The 17,077-nt window shown below is 36.2% G+C and carries 16 protein-coding genes and 1 riboswitch; of the genes, 5 read left to right on the forward strand and 11 right to left on the reverse strand.

Annotation, left to right across the window (positions count from 1 at the left end; all coding sequences use genetic code 11):
- Positions 1-157: 157 nt before the first annotated feature.
- Positions 158-880: an NAD-dependent deacylase gene (locus tag CHB72_RS22935; protein ID WP_089285201.1), complete on the reverse strand. Its 723-nt coding sequence runs from the start codon at positions 878-880 to the stop codon at positions 158-160.
- A 133-nt stretch (positions 881-1,013) separates the two neighbouring features.
- Here CHB72_RS22935 and CHB72_RS22940 point away from each other — a divergent pair, with 133 nt between their 5' ends.
- Positions 1,014-1,508, forward strand: coding sequence for a DNA-deoxyinosine glycosylase (locus tag CHB72_RS22940; RefSeq protein ID WP_089285202.1), 495 nt, complete (start codon positions 1,014-1,016; stop codon positions 1,506-1,508).
- 204 nt (positions 1,509-1,712) lie between these two features.
- Here the strand turns inward: CHB72_RS22940 and CHB72_RS22945 are convergent, their stop codons facing one another.
- Positions 1,713-2,231: a hypothetical protein gene (locus CHB72_RS22945; RefSeq protein ID WP_089285203.1), complete on the reverse strand. Its 519-nt coding sequence runs from the start codon at positions 2,229-2,231 to the stop codon at positions 1,713-1,715.
- Between the two features lie 1,129 nt (positions 2,232-3,360).
- Complete coding sequence (locus CHB72_RS26085; RefSeq protein ID WP_330397118.1) at positions 3,361-3,495, reverse strand: hypothetical protein; 135 nt, start codon at positions 3,493-3,495, stop codon at positions 3,361-3,363.
- A gap of 372 nt (positions 3,496-3,867) precedes the next feature.
- On the opposite strand from CHB72_RS26085, the gene CHB72_RS22955 reads away from it, so the two are divergent.
- Positions 3,868-4,755: a SatD family protein gene (locus CHB72_RS22955; RefSeq protein WP_089285205.1), complete on the forward strand. Its 888-nt coding sequence runs from the start codon at positions 3,868-3,870 to the stop codon at positions 4,753-4,755.
- A gap of 121 nt (positions 4,756-4,876) precedes the next feature.
- A complete protein-coding gene (locus CHB72_RS22960; RefSeq protein ID WP_089285206.1) occupies positions 4,877-5,689 on the forward strand; it encodes a DUF3307 domain-containing protein in 813 nt (270 codons plus the stop codon).
- Between the two features lie 355 nt (positions 5,690-6,044).
- Here the strand turns inward: CHB72_RS22960 and CHB72_RS22970 are convergent, their stop codons facing one another.
- From CHB72_RS22970 to CHB72_RS22990, 5 genes are all read right to left on the reverse strand, one after another.
- On the reverse strand, positions 6,045-7,373 hold the full coding sequence (locus tag CHB72_RS22970) for an FAD-dependent oxidoreductase (RefSeq protein WP_207652636.1): 1,329 nt from the start codon (positions 7,371-7,373) through the stop codon (positions 6,045-6,047).
- Positions 7,374-7,389: 16 nt separating this feature from the next.
- On the reverse strand, positions 7,390-8,736 hold the full coding sequence (locus CHB72_RS22975; RefSeq protein ID WP_089285208.1) for a TRAP transporter large permease: 1,347 nt from the start codon (positions 8,734-8,736) through the stop codon (positions 7,390-7,392).
- Positions 8,727-9,221 carry a TRAP transporter small permease gene (locus CHB72_RS22980; protein WP_176431562.1) on the reverse strand — a complete coding sequence of 165 codons (495 nt, stop codon included), beginning with the start codon at positions 9,219-9,221 and terminating at the stop codon, positions 8,727-8,729. Before CHB72_RS22980 ends, CHB72_RS22975 begins: the two co-directional genes overlap by 10 nt.
- A gap of 94 nt (positions 9,222-9,315) precedes the next feature.
- Entirely contained in the window at positions 9,316-10,821 is a 1,506-nt protein-coding gene (dctP, locus tag CHB72_RS22985; RefSeq protein WP_141131560.1) for a TRAP transporter substrate-binding protein DctP, read from the reverse strand.
- The gene (locus CHB72_RS22990) at positions 10,800-12,071 is read right to left on the reverse strand and encodes an aconitase X (protein WP_089285211.1); all 1,272 of its coding nucleotides are present in this window, start codon (positions 12,069-12,071) and stop codon (positions 10,800-10,802) included. Before CHB72_RS22990 ends, dctP begins: the two co-directional genes overlap by 22 nt.
- A gap of 211 nt (positions 12,072-12,282) precedes the next feature.
- Between CHB72_RS22990 and CHB72_RS22995 the strand changes: the two genes are divergently transcribed.
- On the forward strand, positions 12,283-13,182 hold the full coding sequence (locus CHB72_RS22995; protein ID WP_089285212.1) for a LysR family transcriptional regulator: 900 nt from the start codon (positions 12,283-12,285) through the stop codon (positions 13,180-13,182).
- Between the two features lie 287 nt (positions 13,183-13,469).
- On the opposite strand, the gene CHB72_RS23000 is transcribed toward CHB72_RS22995, so the two are convergent.
- The 3 genes from CHB72_RS23000 to CHB72_RS23010 all read right to left on the reverse strand — a co-directional run bounded on the left by CHB72_RS23000 (position 13,470) and on the right by CHB72_RS23010 (position 16,588).
- A complete protein-coding gene (locus CHB72_RS23000) occupies positions 13,470-15,539 on the reverse strand; it encodes a peptidoglycan DD-metalloendopeptidase family protein (protein WP_089285213.1) in 2,070 nt (689 codons plus the stop codon).
- 8 nt (positions 15,540-15,547) lie between these two features.
- A complete protein-coding gene (locus CHB72_RS23005) occupies positions 15,548-15,919 on the reverse strand; it encodes a BlaI/MecI/CopY family transcriptional regulator (protein WP_089285214.1) in 372 nt (123 codons plus the stop codon).
- Between the two features lie 189 nt (positions 15,920-16,108).
- On the reverse strand, positions 16,109-16,588 hold the full coding sequence (locus CHB72_RS23010; protein WP_089285215.1) for a transposase: 480 nt from the start codon (positions 16,586-16,588) through the stop codon (positions 16,109-16,111).
- A gap of 31 nt (positions 16,589-16,619) precedes the next feature.
- Between CHB72_RS23010 and CHB72_RS23015 the strand changes: the two genes are divergently transcribed.
- A complete protein-coding gene (locus CHB72_RS23015; RefSeq protein ID WP_242975247.1) occupies positions 16,620-16,904 on the forward strand; it encodes a transposase in 285 nt (94 codons plus the stop codon).
- Positions 16,905-16,986: 82 nt separating this feature from the next.
- Positions 16,987-17,072: riboswitch (cyclic di-GMP riboswitch) on the reverse strand.
- Positions 17,073-17,077: the final 5 nt, after the last annotated feature.

Consider the following 17,077-nt stretch of genomic DNA (forward strand, 5'->3'; position numbering starts at 1 on the left):
TATCGAGGTCTAGAGTTATTATAAACTCTAAATTCGATAGGCTTGATTATTTTTTGAGGATTTCAACTGAAATTTTCAATTTCCCGATATCCCCTTTTAATCCAATCTATATTAAACGAAAGTGGAGGTAGCTAAATATTTGTGAGCAATAATCTTCCTATCCTTTTAATAGATTGTGTAATTCTCGTAACACTTTCTTAGCCTTTCCCTTCACTACAAGGTCAAAATCATAACCCTTTTCTCCTATTTCATCATTGATATACACTGTTTTTCCCTTTGAAAGTTTAGGAATTTGATTGACAGGAGAAACCTCTAGGCTTGTTCCTATTGCAATGAAAACATCAGATTTTTCCACCTCTATTATAGTTTGATCCCAAGCATTCCTAGGTAGAATTTCTCCAAATAAAGTTACGTTAGGTCTTAATGCTTTTTTACCACAATGTTTACAGTTCTTTTTTTCTAAATATTCTATAGGATCTGTTGGATGATTACAATGATTACAGCGAAAGGTTCTGATATTTCCATGAAGTTCATATATTTTTTTACTTCCTGCTATAGCCTGTAACCTAGAAACATTTTGTGTAAGAATTGTATTGATCAGACCTTTTTCCTCTAGTTCAGCTAAAATATAATGTCCCTCATGGGGTTTGCAATCCTCTAATAACTTTAACCGCATGCTGTAGAACTCATGAAAAAGTGGATAGTTTTCATAAAAAGTATCGATGCTAGCAACTTGTCTAGGATCTATATTTTTCCACCATCCATTTTCACTTCTAAAATCTGGAATGTTACTTTCCGTATCCATTCCAGCTCCAGTAAGAACCACCACGTGCTTAGCACTTTTTATAAGATTAGCTAATTCCATTATTTTATTTCTCATTGTATCTACCTCCTTTTCTATTCTTCAGAATATATGCTTTTCGGTAAATATTTGTTTGAAACCAAAGACGTCTAAAAAGTAGTTGATAATTCTGCAGCAACTAATAAACCTCTATAAAGGAAAGTGATCTTATATGAAAATTCTATCTTTAGAAACCGTCATTGATTATTATAGTAAAGTACTGATTCTAGGAAGTATGCCAAGTGTCCAATCCCTCCAACTCAAGCAATACTATGCTAATCCCAGAAATCATTTTTGGACAATAATTTATACCCTTTTCAATTTACAGGCTGAATCAGACTATGTTAAAAGATTAGAATTTATCAAAAGTAAAAATATAGCTTTATGGGATGTCATCCATACTTGTGAGAGACAAGGTAGCTTGGACGCTAGTATTAGAGATGAAGAGCCTAATGATCTTGAATTCCTCTTAAATAAGTATAACAAGATAGAAGCTGTGTTTTTTAATGGTACAAAAGCAGCAAATATGTTTAATAAATATTTTGATTTGACCTCATTTACTATTGAATTTCATAGGCTTCTCTCGACTACTCCAGTCCCTGGAAAGAATATAAAGTCATTGGAGGAAAAGATTGAAGCATGGAGTAGTATTAAAAACTATATCTAGTCTTTATTTTGTCACAAGTGGGGAAAGTGGTCAACTTTTATGTTATCACTATTATCACTTTCCCTAAAGAAAAATTTAGTGCACAGTTGGGGATGATTTGGGGTCAGTAGTGCTATTTTCTCTACCAATAGATTTTAACTTCTATTACTAATATATATTAAATATTTAAGTATTTTTTTGCGTCCCAGCTTCTTAATTATCTGCTTACCACTTAATTTCACTTATTTTAAAGACTTTTTCTACATTTATTCTTAAAGCTTCGTTAAATTTAGTCCATTCTGCACAAATATTTTTCCATTCCAAGTCATCCTTTGTGTTTGCTGCTCTCAATGCTAATTTTGCTTGTTTCAAAAATATTTCGTGAAAATCCTCTGTAAGTACAATGCGACTTTGCTCTAAGTCTTCAAATATTTCAGTTAAAGGAATCATTTCTCCTGCAACAATAAACCCGTCTGAAACTGTATGTCCTGAATGCAATCGATTAAGGTTGGTCATTAGTCTTTCTAGCCTAGAAGTAAAATTGATTATTAAAGTGAACCTATCCAGCAGCACCTTTTCTTCAAAACTTGATCTTCTAGATAGCCTACTAGCATAGGATTCAAAACCCATATAAATACTTCTTTCCACGGCATTTTTGAGAATAAATATTGTAGCCGTTCCAATAGCTAAAAATACAGCTACTATTGGCGAATAGTCTTTTATCCAAGCAAGTAGCTCAACCATAAAAACCCTCCAAACAAGAAAATTAGTTTGTTAATTTTTGAAATGTAGCATTTTTTCGTCACGGTAGTCATGCCAATTACCCGGCATACCTCTAGTATGCTCGATTCTCCGTAATCAGTTATATGCTAAAAATATATAACTTTCTTACTAATCTTTTCAGTGAGGTTTGCATTAGTTTCTTCAGTCCTACATGTCCAGAAGGGATTCCCAAAGCCCTACATCTGCTCGCTTTTGTAATAATACTTTCTTATCTTTATCAAAAATAATTATTAATACTTTATAATAATTTACTTTAGCTTCTAGACTATCTGCCTTTTTTATATCAACCTCCTGCTGACTTGCCCTATTAAGATAACCTTTATCCCTCTTAGAGGATCCATGTCAAGCCTCAAATACATCTTATATGAATGAGCATGCTGTTGCACTCACGTCCAAACTATGCACTTTTAGATTTCTAAAAACAAAAGAACCCTTTTTCCTAATTATTCCATGTTAATATACAAAATCCCTGCTCTTTTTGCATATTTCTAATTTATAGATGAAAGTTACCCCTTAGCAAAAAAATCCCCTAGCCGTAACCTAGGAGAACTATAAAGATTCTTTAATTTCTCAATATCATATTAACATGGATATTATATGTCTGGAAGAACAACTAAAAAGACTACTATTGTCTAGTAGCCTTATTCTGTTATTCATTTCATTGAAATTCCAACATTATGATTAATTTTTTTATTGTTTTTATAAATACTGTAATGTATAATAATTTTATCCTCCGATGAAAGGAGGTGAGGTCCATTAAACCCTCGACAAAAATACATAATAAAACTTATACTAGCCATATCAACTTTAATCACAGCAATAGCTATGCTAGTAGACGCCGTCAAAAGGTAAAAGAAAAGCAGGCCTGCACGCCTGCTTTTCTTTTTGGTCAATTGACCCTCGACAATTTTGTCAACTAATAAGTTGACTCTACTTAATATTATTATACACTTTATTTACTTAATATACCATACTTTATATTTTATTATTTATTTCAAAAATATTAATATTAATTCATCATATGAGCATAAAAACCAACTACTCTAGTACATCCACTCCGAATAACCATACCTGCATTTTATTTATAAATCTATTTCTTTCCTTCTACCATACCTGCTTTTATTGGGTTTTGATGAATATATCTCAATACTATCAGAAAATAATCATCTGTATTTACTGGTTCGCTTTTAAATCGATTTTCAAAAAAGTGTCCTGTTCTAGCCATATTAATCACCCATTTTTATCCTATTATTTCTATAAGTGGATGGCATCTTAATCCTTCCCTGCTGTTTCTTGATGGTAATTTCTCCTCTATTTTTTCCTTTGCGAATTGATCTCTAAAGCATCATAAAACTTCACATATTATTATTTAACACAATATTTTTACTTATTTATGTCGAAAAATGATTTTTTCCTTCAGTAGCTAGTTTAATAAGGAATTATAGATGTTGATTTATCCTTTTGTATATAATCCTCTTCTATTCCAATAATTGTTATAAAATCATAGATGTGGTAGAATATTAAAAACACCAAATCTTTTGTTTATCTAATAATGTAATGATATAAGTTATTATTTTATCTAAAGGGAGCTTATATAATGGCCAGTAAATCTTTGAGAATCCTAGAGATTTATAATTGTTTTAAAAATTACCCTACTTTTACTTATCGAGAGCTTTATGATTTCTACTGCTTAAAAGAACCACAACTCAAGCAAAGTACTTATAGGTGGCGAGTTTATGAACTTAAAAAAGCTAATGTTATTAAACCTATTAAAAGAGGTGTCTATCAACTAATGGATAAAAATAATACTATGTATTTACCTTCCAATATGTCCTATCATGATGATTATCTTGTTCTAACAGCAGATATTATTGACTCCACTAAGAACAAAGTAACTCAGGAATTTTTTAAAAATAAAGTTGTAAAGTTAAATGATTATAACCGTCAAATCAACTCCATCATCCTCCCTTTTGCATCTTCTAGAGGTGACGAGTTTCAGGCCATTGCTTATATAAGCCCAGAATTGCCTACCATTATTCGTAATATGCGATATATATTTTATCCTATTAAAATTCGAATTGGCATTGGAATAGGACCTATTGAAAGCAAAAGTTTACTTAACAGTGATAATTCTCCTTCTGATTCCTGGGACATGAATGGACAAGTATTTCTCAATGCAAGATCTGCATTAGAAAAACTAAAAAATAAAAAAAACTATTGTGTATCACTTCACAGCTCAAAGGATGAACTAAATAAAACTTTTAATTTAGTTTATAGGCTTATCGATGCTATTGTTAATGATTGGAGCGACAAACAGTGGGAAGCAATTCAACTCTATGACAAAGTTAAATCTTATGAATCTGGAGCAGAAAAATTAGGAATTCGTAAAAGTTCCTTTCACCAGAGGTGCTCTGCTGCTAAATGGGATATAATCAAGGAATCTGAAACAGAGCTAGCTCATATACTTACCCAGCACTATTTATAATCTTTATTCTTGGTCTTGATTATTATATAGAACCATTTCAAACCTTGTCAGGTCTACAGTACGGATAATCTCAAAATTCGCATTGTAGACCTGACGATTTCAAGCTCAAAGGGGGAGCCTTATGGTCGGTATTCAATTAGTGCTACTATCACATGTCTTGACTGACTTCGTATTCCAATGGGACAACCTGGTAAAGTTGAAGGGCGAAAAAAATATAAAAGGTTTTTTGTATCATGGTGGTATATTATTTGCTATTCAATTCATTTTTCTTATTACAATTTATAATGTTCGTTCTGCCTTTTGTTTTACTTTATTAATTGTACTCAGCCATCTGCTTATTGATTATGCAAAAGAATCTATACAATCCCAAGAATCTGTACAATCTAATAATCCAATTGCTCACCTTTTTCTTTTAATAGGTGATCAACTACTGCATATCATTGTTATCTATCTTATTTTTAATAAGCTCCCTTTTATAGAAAACACTTCATTAGTAGATATGATAATCAGTCAATTTCATCTCCAAGTAGACAGTGTATCTATTAATCAAATGCTAATAGGTCTTATTGTATTGCTTTACTTATCTTTTGGTGGTGCTGTATTTATTCGATTAATCATTGATATTATATACAGAAAAGTTCCAAGGTATATGGACATGATAGCTGCTGATGACTTACAACCAAATGATCCTATTAAGGAAGTTAAAGTTGGAAAATTCGTAGGGATTTTAGAAAGAACAATACTATTCATTCTCCTGTCTAAAGGCGATTTTTCGGCAGTGGGTTTTATTATTGCCGCAAAATCTCTTGCGCGCTTTAAACAACTTGAAAAGAAAAATTTTGCTGAATATTACTTGATAGGAACCTTTTTAAGCTTTTTATTGACACTCATTGCTGTGTTGCTTTTTCAACAATTAATTATAATATCTATTTAAAAATATATGCATTTCATTAAATGTATATATAAGGTTAAAGCCTCCCCTCCTTCCACAGACTGCTAAATTATTAAAGAACCTTTTAGATGGATTTTTAAACCTTAACCCTATATTTATCTTACAAGGAGGACAAACAATGCATCGTATAAAAAATAAATATTTTGATATATTAACTTATATAATTTTACCTATAGCTTTAATTTACTACTATTTCATTGCTAATAAAACGTCAATTTCACACCCTATAAGATTTGTATTTTTAATTCTTTTACTTATAGATATTCTATCTTTTGAACAGTTCAAAAATAGATTTAAAAAGTAAATCAAACAGAATATATGTTTATAGTTTTGTCAATCAATACGTCTTGTGTACATCTTTCAAAAACATACTGTCTTTTCTGTTCAAATTGTCGCTAACCCTGCTCTGCAGTTGTTTTATGTCAAAATCGTGTACGCTGCCATCGCCTATTAAATCGAATACATGGGCTGCTGCCATACCCATTGCCATACATGGTCCCATTACACGAACGCTAGAAAGAGCTATCAGGTCTGCATCTATACATCTACCAACTGCAATAAGATTGTCAACGTCGGGAGGAGTCATAGAACCGAAAGGCACATAGTGCACGTGTTCATTGTCAAAGGGCTCCCACTGATATGACTCCATCGTGTCATGAAGTTCAATCGGCCAAGTAGTTCTTGCTATTGAATCTTCAAACTTAATCCCATCCCGCACTTCTTGGGCCAGCAATTGTTTTTTGCCCACAATCCACCTTGTCTGTCTTATGCCAATCTGTCCATAGGCATGAATGGTGGAATTTTTCATCGCCTCGGGGAATTGTTTCCTTATAAAGTCATAGGCCCTGTCGGCTCTTCTTTTGCCCACTATTCCCTCCATGGAGGCTCCAACAGAGTTCAGGGGCGTCAAGATATGTGTCATATTCAATATCAATCTGTCTTTTGTGGGAAAATGAAAAACAATTCCATCGTGTCTTTCAAGTCCGAAATCAGGTCCCTTTTCCTTGATTATACTCTTTATTTCGCTTTCACTTGGCAGACAATCAAAATCTACATTTTCTACGATTATCATCTGTGTGCCGTATATCGGCCCCACATCAGAGACTCTACATGGCAATCCGGCATTGTATATCAAAGCGGCGTCTCCAGATGCATCCACAAATCCGGTAGCATCAACCTTAAACCTGCCGTAACGACTGACAAATTCGATACTTTCAACTCTTCGATCATTCACTTTGACATCGGTGATACTGGCTCCGGTTACAGCGGTGATATCGTATTTCATCACCTGGGTTTCAACCCATCTCAAAAGGGCTTGCTCATCGTATGCCACGGAAACGGTTACCCCGCTGTCCCTAAAATACAGGGCATTTTCAGCGTGCAAATCTCGCAACATCTCTTCAACCAATCCGTAAGTGAACAAATAATTCGGCTTGGTTCTGGAGTACAAACCACAAAACAATCCAATAACGGAGTTGATAGCCTGTCCACCCAAAATAGGGGATGAATCTACCAAAACAACTTTTTTACCTAGCCTGGCCGCTTCGATAGCTGCAGCAAAACCACTGCTTCCCGCACCTACCACGCAAACGTCGCAGTCTATAGATTCAATTAAATCATTCTCTTTTTTTATTACCTTACTTTTGTTCTTTATAATTTTTCCCAAATAAACTTTCCCCTTTCTATGCAATTAACCCCAACAGTCTGGGAAGCCATAATGACAACTCAGGTATGAACGTTACCAGCAACAAAATAGGTACACATCCTAACAACAGCAATGGTTTCAAAGATGTCATCATGTCCACAACTTCTATATCTGACGCCTTTGAGGCTATGAAAAGATTGAACGCCATCGGCGGCGTTACCGTTCCAATGCCAACACAGACAAACATTATAACCGCTAACTGAATCAGGTTCATACCGATCATGTTGGCAGTTGGAATCAACATTGGAGTTATTACCAGAATAAGGATTCCTGCATCTAGAAACATTCCCGCAACCACCAAAATTAAGTCAATCAGGATCATAATCACTATGGGATTGGAACTAATACTGGAAATGCCGCCCGCAATTGTCTGTGGCACTTGATTCAAGACCAAAAACCTGCTGAATATATGAACCATAGGCAAGATAATCATAAAGCTGCCCAAGCTTTGACCCGTCTCTCTAAACAGACTGAAAATATTCTTCTTCCCGATAGTTCTGTACAAAATACCCAAAATCAAAGCATATACACCGGCAACCGCCCCCGCCTCTGTAGGCGAAAATATTCCACCGTATATTCCACCAAAAATTATTATTACCATGACGATTGCAGGTATTGCCTTCAAAGTTGCCTTGAAAAGGTTGGACCAGTAACTTTCATTGACTATAGCAACTGTTTCTGTTGTTTTATTACTTGTCTCAGCAATCATGCTCTCACCGTGTATGTCAACGGGATGATACCATTTTGCATAAACAAATCTATTGACCAATATCAGACTTGCTCCCCAAATAACACCTGGAATCAAGGTTGCCATAAACAATGCGGCGATGCTTACGTCTGCCACTGATGAAAACAATATTGCGTTCATGTTAGGCGGTATCATAAATCCAAGGGATGCGGAACATGCCAACATTGTAGCAATGTATCGTTTGTCCCATCCCATTTTAGTCATTTTTGTCAACATGACATTACTCAACGAAGAAACGGTAGCTGTTCCCGATCCACTGACAGCTCCAAACAACATGGAAGCCATTGGAATAGTCGCACCCATGCCGCCTTTTACTTTTATAAGCATGGCATCCGCTAGATCTATCAACCGATCAGCTATACCTGATTTTTCCATTAATTTACCTGCCAGCATAAACAAGGGAATAGCCAGCAGCGTACTTTTCTCCAGTGCAAAAAATGCCGCTCCCGCAACCGATCCCAAGGATGTTCCTGACCAAAACAGATAAATGAAACTGCCCGCCAGGAAACTAGCGTTGACAGGTGTTCCTAAGATAATCAGAATCAATATGATTAATGCTGATATTCCTATTTCCATTGTTTAACCTCCTTAGCCGTGGTTATAATATCTTTGGTGTAGTAAACAATCATGACGAGGCAACTGAAACAGACCAAAAGCATCAATAAGCCGTACGGCATTCTCAAACTTGATGTCATGTAGTTCATCGAAAAATTGTACATTGCCAGATTATACATCAGATAAGCCAGAATACAAATGCTTATATCCACAACAATATATGTGAATATCTTTATGAAAGCTAGTATTTTTCCATTTTTTATAAATACATTGATCAGATTGAGACTGATTTGATTCTTTTTTTTCACCAGCATGGAAGCCGTCAACCACGTTACAACCAACATCATATAAGTAGGCAACTCTTCTAGACCACCAATCGAGAAATGAAACTTTCGTGCAACCACCTGTAAAAATACAACCGCCAAAATGATTACCATGGATATGGTGGCCAATAAGTTGATGATCTTTTCTACTCCTTTATCGAAATAACTTAATAGTTTGTTCATTCTAACCCTCCTAGAACATAAATAAATCAGTTGTCTTATATAATTGGAGAACCACGTTTGCGGTTCTCCAACATTCATTTACAGTATTCATATCCTATTTATTTGCCAATCGTTTCATATTGTCGTACAATTCAGCACCTACTGCCTGCCGCATGTCATCCGCAACGCTGTCTGCGTAGTCAATCCATGTCTGTCGTTCCTCATCTGTCAGATTATGAATGCTTACCCCATACTCTGACTCCAAGATAGTCAAGGCTTTGTTGTAGTCGGATATGGAGTGTTCAGTTTGGAAATTTGCTGCTTCCCATGCGCATTCTGAAACGATTTGCTGCAGGTCTTCCGGCAGGTTTTCATAGGCTTGCCTATTTACAACAAAACATGCACCGTTGGCCCATTGCCAATTGATATCACTGTAGTATTTTGATATTTCATGGTATTTACGTGTAATGATTGAATCCACAGAAAACTCAAGCCCATCTACTGCATTTGTCTGCAGTGCAGTGTACACGTCTCCAATTCCCATGGGAGTTGCATTGCAGATGTTTGTCCAGAATGAATTTACAATTTCATCTTCATATGTTCTGATTTTCAGATTTCTAACATCTTCAATGGGCCCAACCTGTTGTTTGGAGTTTAGAAGACCTCTAATATTTCCAACTCCATTGGCAAGCAGAATTGCATTGTGAGGATCAAATAAACTAGAGCTCAACTGAAAAAACTCACCATCAGGGTCACATGCCACTTCTACAATTTTTTCATAATCTGTAAAAAGGAAGGGGATGCTCCAAACTCCGAATGCCTTGTTAATAGTTGACATGGGTTGTCCGTAATAGATTTGAGTTTCATTCCTTTCCATTTGCTGGAATGTATCGTTAGCACTTCCTAGAACTCCCCCATAGAAACCTTCAATAGTCAACCTTCCCTCTGATTTTTCATTAACCCGATTAATGAAATATTCCATGGCTGCACCTAGGCTTTTATAGGTGATGTCTCCACCTGTAGGGTCCGTATAAATCGTCGTCATGACCCATTTAACGGGTTTTTCATCACTGGAGCCTTTGTTTGAATCGTTGTCCCCACCACTGGAGCATGCAACAAATGATAGCATTAATGCAATAATCATCAGAAAAGCAAGCAATTTTTTCAACATTTCTTTTCCCCCTTGGTAATTTTTTATTATTTCCACAAGGCCATTGTCTGCATCAACTCTGACCCAGTCGCCTGTTTCAATTACTTTTGTTGGATCTTCATCCAAACCAGTCATTGCCGGACATCGAGTCACTACACTGCCAAGTGCTATCTTGGTCGACATCTCATTGAAAATCATTGCTGTAGGGGCAAAACCGTTCGTTCTAGCTTGATGAAAAGCTCCTGACCATCCTGATGACCCTTTGGCCCCCTGAAATACCAATACTTTCCCAGCAATGGATTTGCCCGCCAGCTCATGGCGCAAGTCGATTATCTTGCCTGTTGAGGGTTCCAGTCCCCCCCAACCTGATATGTACTCACTTGTCACCAATGCTTCCCCTTCTGCTACGCCTCCAACTACTCTTTTACCTTTCAATACAATTTTTTCACTCATTTGAATGTACCTCCCCATTTGCCAGTAACTGCTGCATCGATGCACTCGTCAACTGAACCATACCAAGCTTCAATCCCTGTAATATTCGGCAGATAATGAGACTGCTTGGCAGAATCTGTGACCAGCACCTGTGAACCCTGGGGTTTGAATCTTCCAAGTGCCGGACAACAGTCCTTCATCAACAGTCCTCCAAAATCTTCAATTTTTTTCTGGAATCCATTTCTATTGGCCAAATCTTTTATAGCTTGTGGCACAAAGACCCAAAATCTGACCCCCTCTTTCACCCTTTTGCCTTCAATTCTGTTGCACAAATCCCAAATCTGTTCAATGGAATAGTGAGGACATCCTAGCATTACAAAATCTGCATCCTTATTTACACCTATAGAATTTAGAAGGTCGTAGCTGGCTCGCTTTTCCTTTTGTGTATAGGAATAAGCTTCCAAGGGCTTTTTCCCTCCACAGGCTTCCTCTACCGTATTTGCCTCTGCAGTGATGCCCGGTATGTGATACATCTCGACACCTCCTGCGGAAGCTGCTGCCGCTCCAAAATGCTTCAACATATCCCTGGTTGGCGTTCTCTTTATTCCATCGATTACAGGTATCTTGTCGGAAATGGTCTTCCCAACATAATATCCAAGCAATCCCCAATCTTCCATGGTAACTGGTTCTTCCTCCACCTTGATCAAATGAGTCCCGTATCGGTTTTCTGTAATGTGCAAACCCCAGTACGGTATCTTTCCTGTAAGCATGGCAGATGTGGTACTTTCTCTACCTTCACAGTTGGTTCTCGCTCCAAGGACACTGTTTATGTATACTACAGCAGATGACTCCATCCAAGCACAGTGTTCTCCCTTCACAGGTACATTTCCCACCTGATAAGGGGTGCAAGTGCACATGACCTGAATCCCCAAATTTGCCAGGTACTCGATGTTCTTGTTATACATATCTACCTCTTCATCTGATTTTCCAGCCAATTTGTAAAATTCCGGATCCATGGAAGTTTCAAATTGACATGAAGGAACTTTAACCGGTGGTAATTTAACAGTTTCGTCACTGTCCATACACATCTCTGAAAACACACCGTCAAAAGATCCAAAGTTCTTGTAGTGGTTAAATGGGGCAATCATATACCCGCCGACATTGATGGTGTCTATCAGTTTTTCAGCTCCCAAGGCCTCTCCATAACGAACCAGCATCTCCATTGCCTTTTGAACAGCTTTTCCTTCCTTCCCATCCAACATCGCTTTTTCACTGTCTGTCAGTTTCATAATTACCTCCTTATTCTCTTTTTTGCACAGCTAATAATCGTTTGCATTTTGTGCATTTAAATACTCTTCTTTGCAGAAATAGTACTTTTATTGAATTGATAAATTTTATATGCTCTACTATAATAATTATTATAATCATCTTTAAACGCTATGAGAAATCTTTTGTAGGAATTCAACTATTCCGCAATGGAATGATAAAGGAGGGAACGTCTTGAACTTATCACAAGTCAAATGTTTCATCATGGCCGCCAAAGAGCTAAACTTTACGAAAGCAGCTGAGCAACTGTACACTACTCAACCTACCGTAAGCAAGTATATATGCAATTTAGAAAAAGAGCTAGGTTTGAACCTTTTTGACAGAAGTGGAAAGTCATTAAAATTAACCTATTCCGGAAAAATCCTGCTATCTGAATTTGAAAAGATTCTGGAGAATATTGACAAGACTGTATTAAAGGCCAAGGAACTATCCACCGGACGGATGGGACGCTTAAATATCGGTTTTCCTACATCAATGAAGGTTACAAATCTGCTACCCGGTCTGTTTAGGGAATTTTCAAAAGAATATCCTGATATCAGCGTGGAAATGTTTGCATTTGATTTCAAAAGTTTGAACAGGCATTTTATAAACGGAAAGCTGGACATTATTCTGACTAGGTCTTTTGAAAAGTTTCCCCAAAATTGTCTGGCCATAAACCGCTTGCCTATTTCCAGATCCAAACCCCAACTATATTTCAACCATCAGATGTTAGGGCTTGATTCCAATCCAAGCATTGAAGATTTAAAGAACACTCCCTTGATTTTAATTGAAACGGATGAACCCGTCACCGACCATGAATTTGTTATAAACATCGCCCGTAAATATGGACTGTGTACAAGCAAGATCGTTCCCGTTAATTCCATTGAAACAATGTTTTACTACATAGAATCGGGAGAAGGTATCGCTATACTTGGTTCAAGTTATCAAATAACTAAAAGCGAGTTTATATCATGCATTGAACTTAACAACGTGGACTCAGAAGTCGGAACAGACATATATTGGAAAGAAGACGTACAGAATCCTTCCATAAATATTTTTGCAGATTACGTTTCCATGTACATTTCCACCATTTAAGATATTTGTCTTCAAATGAACTTCGACAAAACACAGACACAAGAACATTGTATATAAAAAAAGCCGGATATTAACTCCAGCTTAATGAAAAACACTTTTTTAAATTATTTATATTCTATTCACTAATGCAATCTTTTTTTACTAAAGGAATTCTAATCCTTAAAACTATATATAAACTATGCTATTTTTAAAAAGTATACTTTTTCTATTATTTTAGTCATTGCTAAAGATGATTATGTGTCTTTTAAATTATGTTAGCTTCTTTTATTTAGGTTTTGAAAATTACATTAAATCAATGTAGGTTCCATTATGTATAAGAGCGGATCTACTGTTTTGCCGTTTACTCTAAACTCAAAATGGCAGTGAGGACCTGTAGCAAAACCAGTACTACCTACTTCAGCAATTTTTTCTCCTTGTACTACTCTATCTCCAGCATTTACTATCAACCTACTACAATGGGCATAAAGAGAAGCTGTCCCATCATCATGAGCGAGGATTATGTATCTGCCATAAGAACCACTTATTTCCTCTTGTGTAGCAATAACCTTGCCATTCTGGGCAGCCACAATATCACTACCTTCTTCTGCAGCAAGATCTACACCAGTATGCATCCTTTTTTCTCCTGTTGTAGGATGAATTCTTTCTCCATAAGGGGTAGCAATGCGTCCTGGTGTTACAGGGAGCATCAACATTTCAATGTCTTCTTTTTCAATAAATGTTTGCTGGTTTTCCGCAAGCCTTGCAAAAAATTCGTCTACACTAATATCTTCTACTCCAATAGGCTCCATTATATAAGGAATTGGATCTACTGTTTTGCCGTTTACTCTGAACTCAAAATGACAGTGAGGACCTGTAACATAACCGGTACTACCTACTTCAGCGATTTTTTCTCCTTGTACTACGCTATCTCCAACCTCTACTATCAACCTACTACAATGGGCATAAAGAGAAGCTGTCCCATCATCATGAGCGAGGATTATGTAATTGCCATAAGAAGCAGGGCCACCTAATTCCTCTTGTGTGGCAATAACCTTGCCATTCTGGGCAGCCACAATATCACTGCCTTCACCTTCTTCTACAGCAATATCTATACCAGTATGCATCCTTTTTTCCTCTGTCATGGGATGAACTCTTTCTCCATAAGGGTTGATAACGCGTCCTGATGTTACAGGGAGCGTCAACATTTCAATGTCTTCTTTTTCAATAAATCTTTCTTGCTCACCTGCAAGCTTTGCGAAAAATTCGTCTACAATTACATCATCAGTATCCTGTTGATTATAGGATTGTGCTTCTACGACCTCTAAAGAAGAAGTAACTCTATCTGCAATTACTGTTCCTGTAGCAAAAAACATTATGGCCATCCCAATGGATAATGCGATAACTTTTCTTGAATATTTTTTATTTTTCATTATCAATAATAATCTCCTTTCAACACTTTTTTTTGTATCACATAAAGATGTGTAGATACCTGTTTTCCTATTAGTAACCCGATCTAATAGATTTAGAATAGTTTCTCCATAAGAACGTCTTTCCTCTGTACTCATATCTTTTACAGCCTTTTCATCACAAGATAATTCACAAAGTTCATCCATATACTGTGCTATCTTATAGACCAAAGGATTAAACCAGTGCAATGCATTGGCAAATAGCACAATTACCTTTAAATACAAATCCTTTCTTTTATAATGAATCAGCTCATGTCGAAGGATATTGTTTACCTCTCTATCATCCATATCTACTTCTGGTATAATTATATAGGGCTTTAATAGTCCTGTAAGTATAGGAGTATTAATTCCATCATTAGAATAAAGCATGATCGGCTGTTTAGTTCTCATCCTAGCTCTCCATTCTTGAAGTACTTCATAGATAGGTCCTGTATCTATCGAAAAACTTGTTTTCATAAGCTTTCTTTTAAATATTAAGAATCCCATCGTCTTGTGCCCTATGAAAGAAAGCACTCCCAACAGCCATATGTAAGGGACATAGGGTACAAATAGCTGTAACCTATTTATTGAAAAGCTTTGACTCCTATCATTCTTTCTTTGTTGTTCTACAGCGTATGTATCCTGATTCCTTTCATCAATCTGTATATTTCTACGGAAATCCGAATCATCTTCAGATATTTCTAACTGAAAATTAGATTGAAGGAAGTAATCTTTTCCCAGATCAGTAGTGATATTTTCCGTAAACAGTCCTATTGGAACAAGAAAAAATATCATTACAAGCAATACCATATAATAGTTCCATGCTGCGGAAAACAACTTCATTGTGGCAAATCTCATAATAAAAACTAGTATTGAAACACTTGTCCCTATGATAGACATGGACAATATTATATTAAAAATCATATAAAGCATATCTTCACCTACCTTTTAGAAAGCCAATTCTTCAATTCTTCAATCTCTTCTTTACTAATACCCTCTCCTTCATATAAAGCGGCAATAAAGCTTTTAATGGATCCTTTGTAGGTGGTATTTAGAAAAGATTTGGCTTCAAAGCACCTATATTCATTTTCTGACATCAAAGGAATATATTGATTGCTTTTCCCACGCTTTTCTGCTTTCAACACCCCTTTTTCTACTAAACGGGAAAGAAAAGTGAAAACTGTAGTAGGCTTCCAACTTTTTTCTTTATTCAGTTGTTGAAGAATTTCTGCAGATGTAACTCCATCATCATAACGCCAAATCACCTGCATTACCTCCATCTCTGCTTCTGATATTTTTTGTGCTTTAGTCATCTTATACACCTCCTTAACTCTACACAACGTAGTATTGTATTTATTCTACGTGTTGTAGAGTTGATTGTCAAGTATTTTATATTTTATTTAGTGAAAATAGAATAATAGAATGTAAGCGCCAAAGAGGTTCTTTCCAGAGTTATTGGATTCTGGCGTTGAAATAAAGCAATAAAACAGCTTTCTTATTGCCTAGTTAACACTTATTTTCTTCAATGCCTCCAGTTGCAGAACTTTACTTTTCAACATATCAAAATGATTTCTGCCATACATGACTCTTTTAATCGTCTTGATTTTATTGACACTTCCTTCAGCTAAACCATTATTATAAGAATAATCAATGGCATTTTTTACTGAATCATAATCTCTTTGGATACCCGTCACAAAGCTTGTGATTTCCTTTAATTCTAAGGCACGCGTCTTTTCTACCCAAAGGGAAAGACCAGCACTCTGACAACTTGACAATAGCGTCTTAAAGTCTGATAGCAGCTTAAGTAGCTCTGATAGAACAAGGTATTTTTTCAGGACTTCATCCAGCTGGTTCTTTGAGATCCCCTTGATTTTTTCTGTTGGTTTGTAGAGTAGTTGATAGATTACTCGTTTATCAATCAACTCAGAAGGTTCTTGGTGTTCAAGTAAATCTTTCAGGCAATTTGTTTTAGCATCAATCATGATTGATGCTAAAACAAATTGCCTGATTGATATGCTCGAATCACGGGATACAGAAGATGTAATAGAGTGGCTTAAAGAATATCAAAATATAAAAGTGGTTGTAAGAGATGGTTCAATAGGTTATAGAGCTGCAATAGCTGCAGCTCATCCTCAAGCAATGCAGATTAATGATCGCTTTCATTTAGTAAAAAATTTGGTTAAAGCAATAACCAAATCATTGCAACGAACCATTAGTGGACGTATAAAGAGCATACCTACAGACTTGACCGTCTGTTTGTACGCTCTTGTAATTCAGTTCAGGTTGAACCTGCTCTGAAGGTTCGTGTTGGTGACCACATTGCTCCCATAAACAGCACAAGCTTTTTTTGACAGGCTACCAATTAAGGTGATATGTAGCGGATAGATGCCCGCTTCATCATGCATCTGCACCTTAGACCCTATTGCTTTGCGTCCTTGCCTTTCGGCAAGTTTGCCCTTAACATATTTCTA

The organism is Anaerovirgula multivorans (genome assembly GCF_900188145.1).
Lineage (GTDB): Bacteria > Bacillota > Clostridia > Peptostreptococcales > Natronincolaceae > Anaerovirgula > Anaerovirgula multivorans.

Bases quoted from the DNA above. Each gene is read 5' to 3' on its own strand.
- CHB72_RS22940 (WP_089285202.1), top strand. From the start codon at position 1,014: ATGAAAATTCTATCTTTAGAAACCGTCATTGATTATTATAGTAAAGTA.
- CHB72_RS22955 (WP_089285205.1), top strand. From the start codon at position 3,868: ATGGCCAGTAAATCTTTGAGAATCCTAGAGATTTATAATTGTTTTAAA.
- CHB72_RS23010 (WP_089285215.1), bottom strand. From the start codon at position 16,588: ATGATTGATGCTAAAACAAATTGCCTGAAAGATTTACTTGAACACCAA.
- CHB72_RS22960 (WP_089285206.1), top strand. From the start codon at position 4,877: ATGGTCGGTATTCAATTAGTGCTACTATCACATGTCTTGACTGACTTC.
- CHB72_RS23000 (WP_089285213.1), bottom strand. From the start codon at position 15,539: ATGCTTTATATGATTTTTAATATAATATTGTCCATGTCTATCATAGGG.
- CHB72_RS22980 (WP_176431562.1), bottom strand. From the start codon at position 9,221: ATGAACAAACTATTAAGTTATTTCGATAAAGGAGTAGAAAAGATCATC.
- CHB72_RS23015 (WP_242975247.1), top strand. From the start codon at position 16,620: ATGCTCGAATCACGGGATACAGAAGATGTAATAGAGTGGCTTAAAGAA.
- CHB72_RS22975 (WP_089285208.1), bottom strand. From the start codon at position 8,736: ATGGAAATAGGAATATCAGCATTAATCATATTGATTCTGATTATCTTA.
- CHB72_RS22945 (WP_089285203.1), bottom strand. From the start codon at position 2,231: ATGGTTGAGCTACTTGCTTGGATAAAAGACTATTCGCCAATAGTAGCT.
- CHB72_RS23005 (WP_089285214.1), bottom strand. From the start codon at position 15,919: ATGACTAAAGCACAAAAAATATCAGAAGCAGAGATGGAGGTAATGCAG.
- CHB72_RS22990 (WP_089285211.1), bottom strand. From the start codon at position 12,071: ATGAAACTGACAGACAGTGAAAAAGCGATGTTGGATGGGAAGGAAGGA.
- CHB72_RS22935 (WP_089285201.1), bottom strand. From the start codon at position 880: ATGAGAAATAAAATAATGGAATTAGCTAATCTTATAAAAAGTGCTAAG.
- CHB72_RS26085 (WP_330397118.1), bottom strand. From the start codon at position 3,495: ATGGCTAGAACAGGACACTTTTTTGAAAATCGATTTAAAAGCGAACCA.
- dctP (WP_141131560.1), bottom strand. From the start codon at position 10,821: ATGGGGAGGTACATTCAAATGAGTGAAAAAATTGTATTGAAAGGTAAA.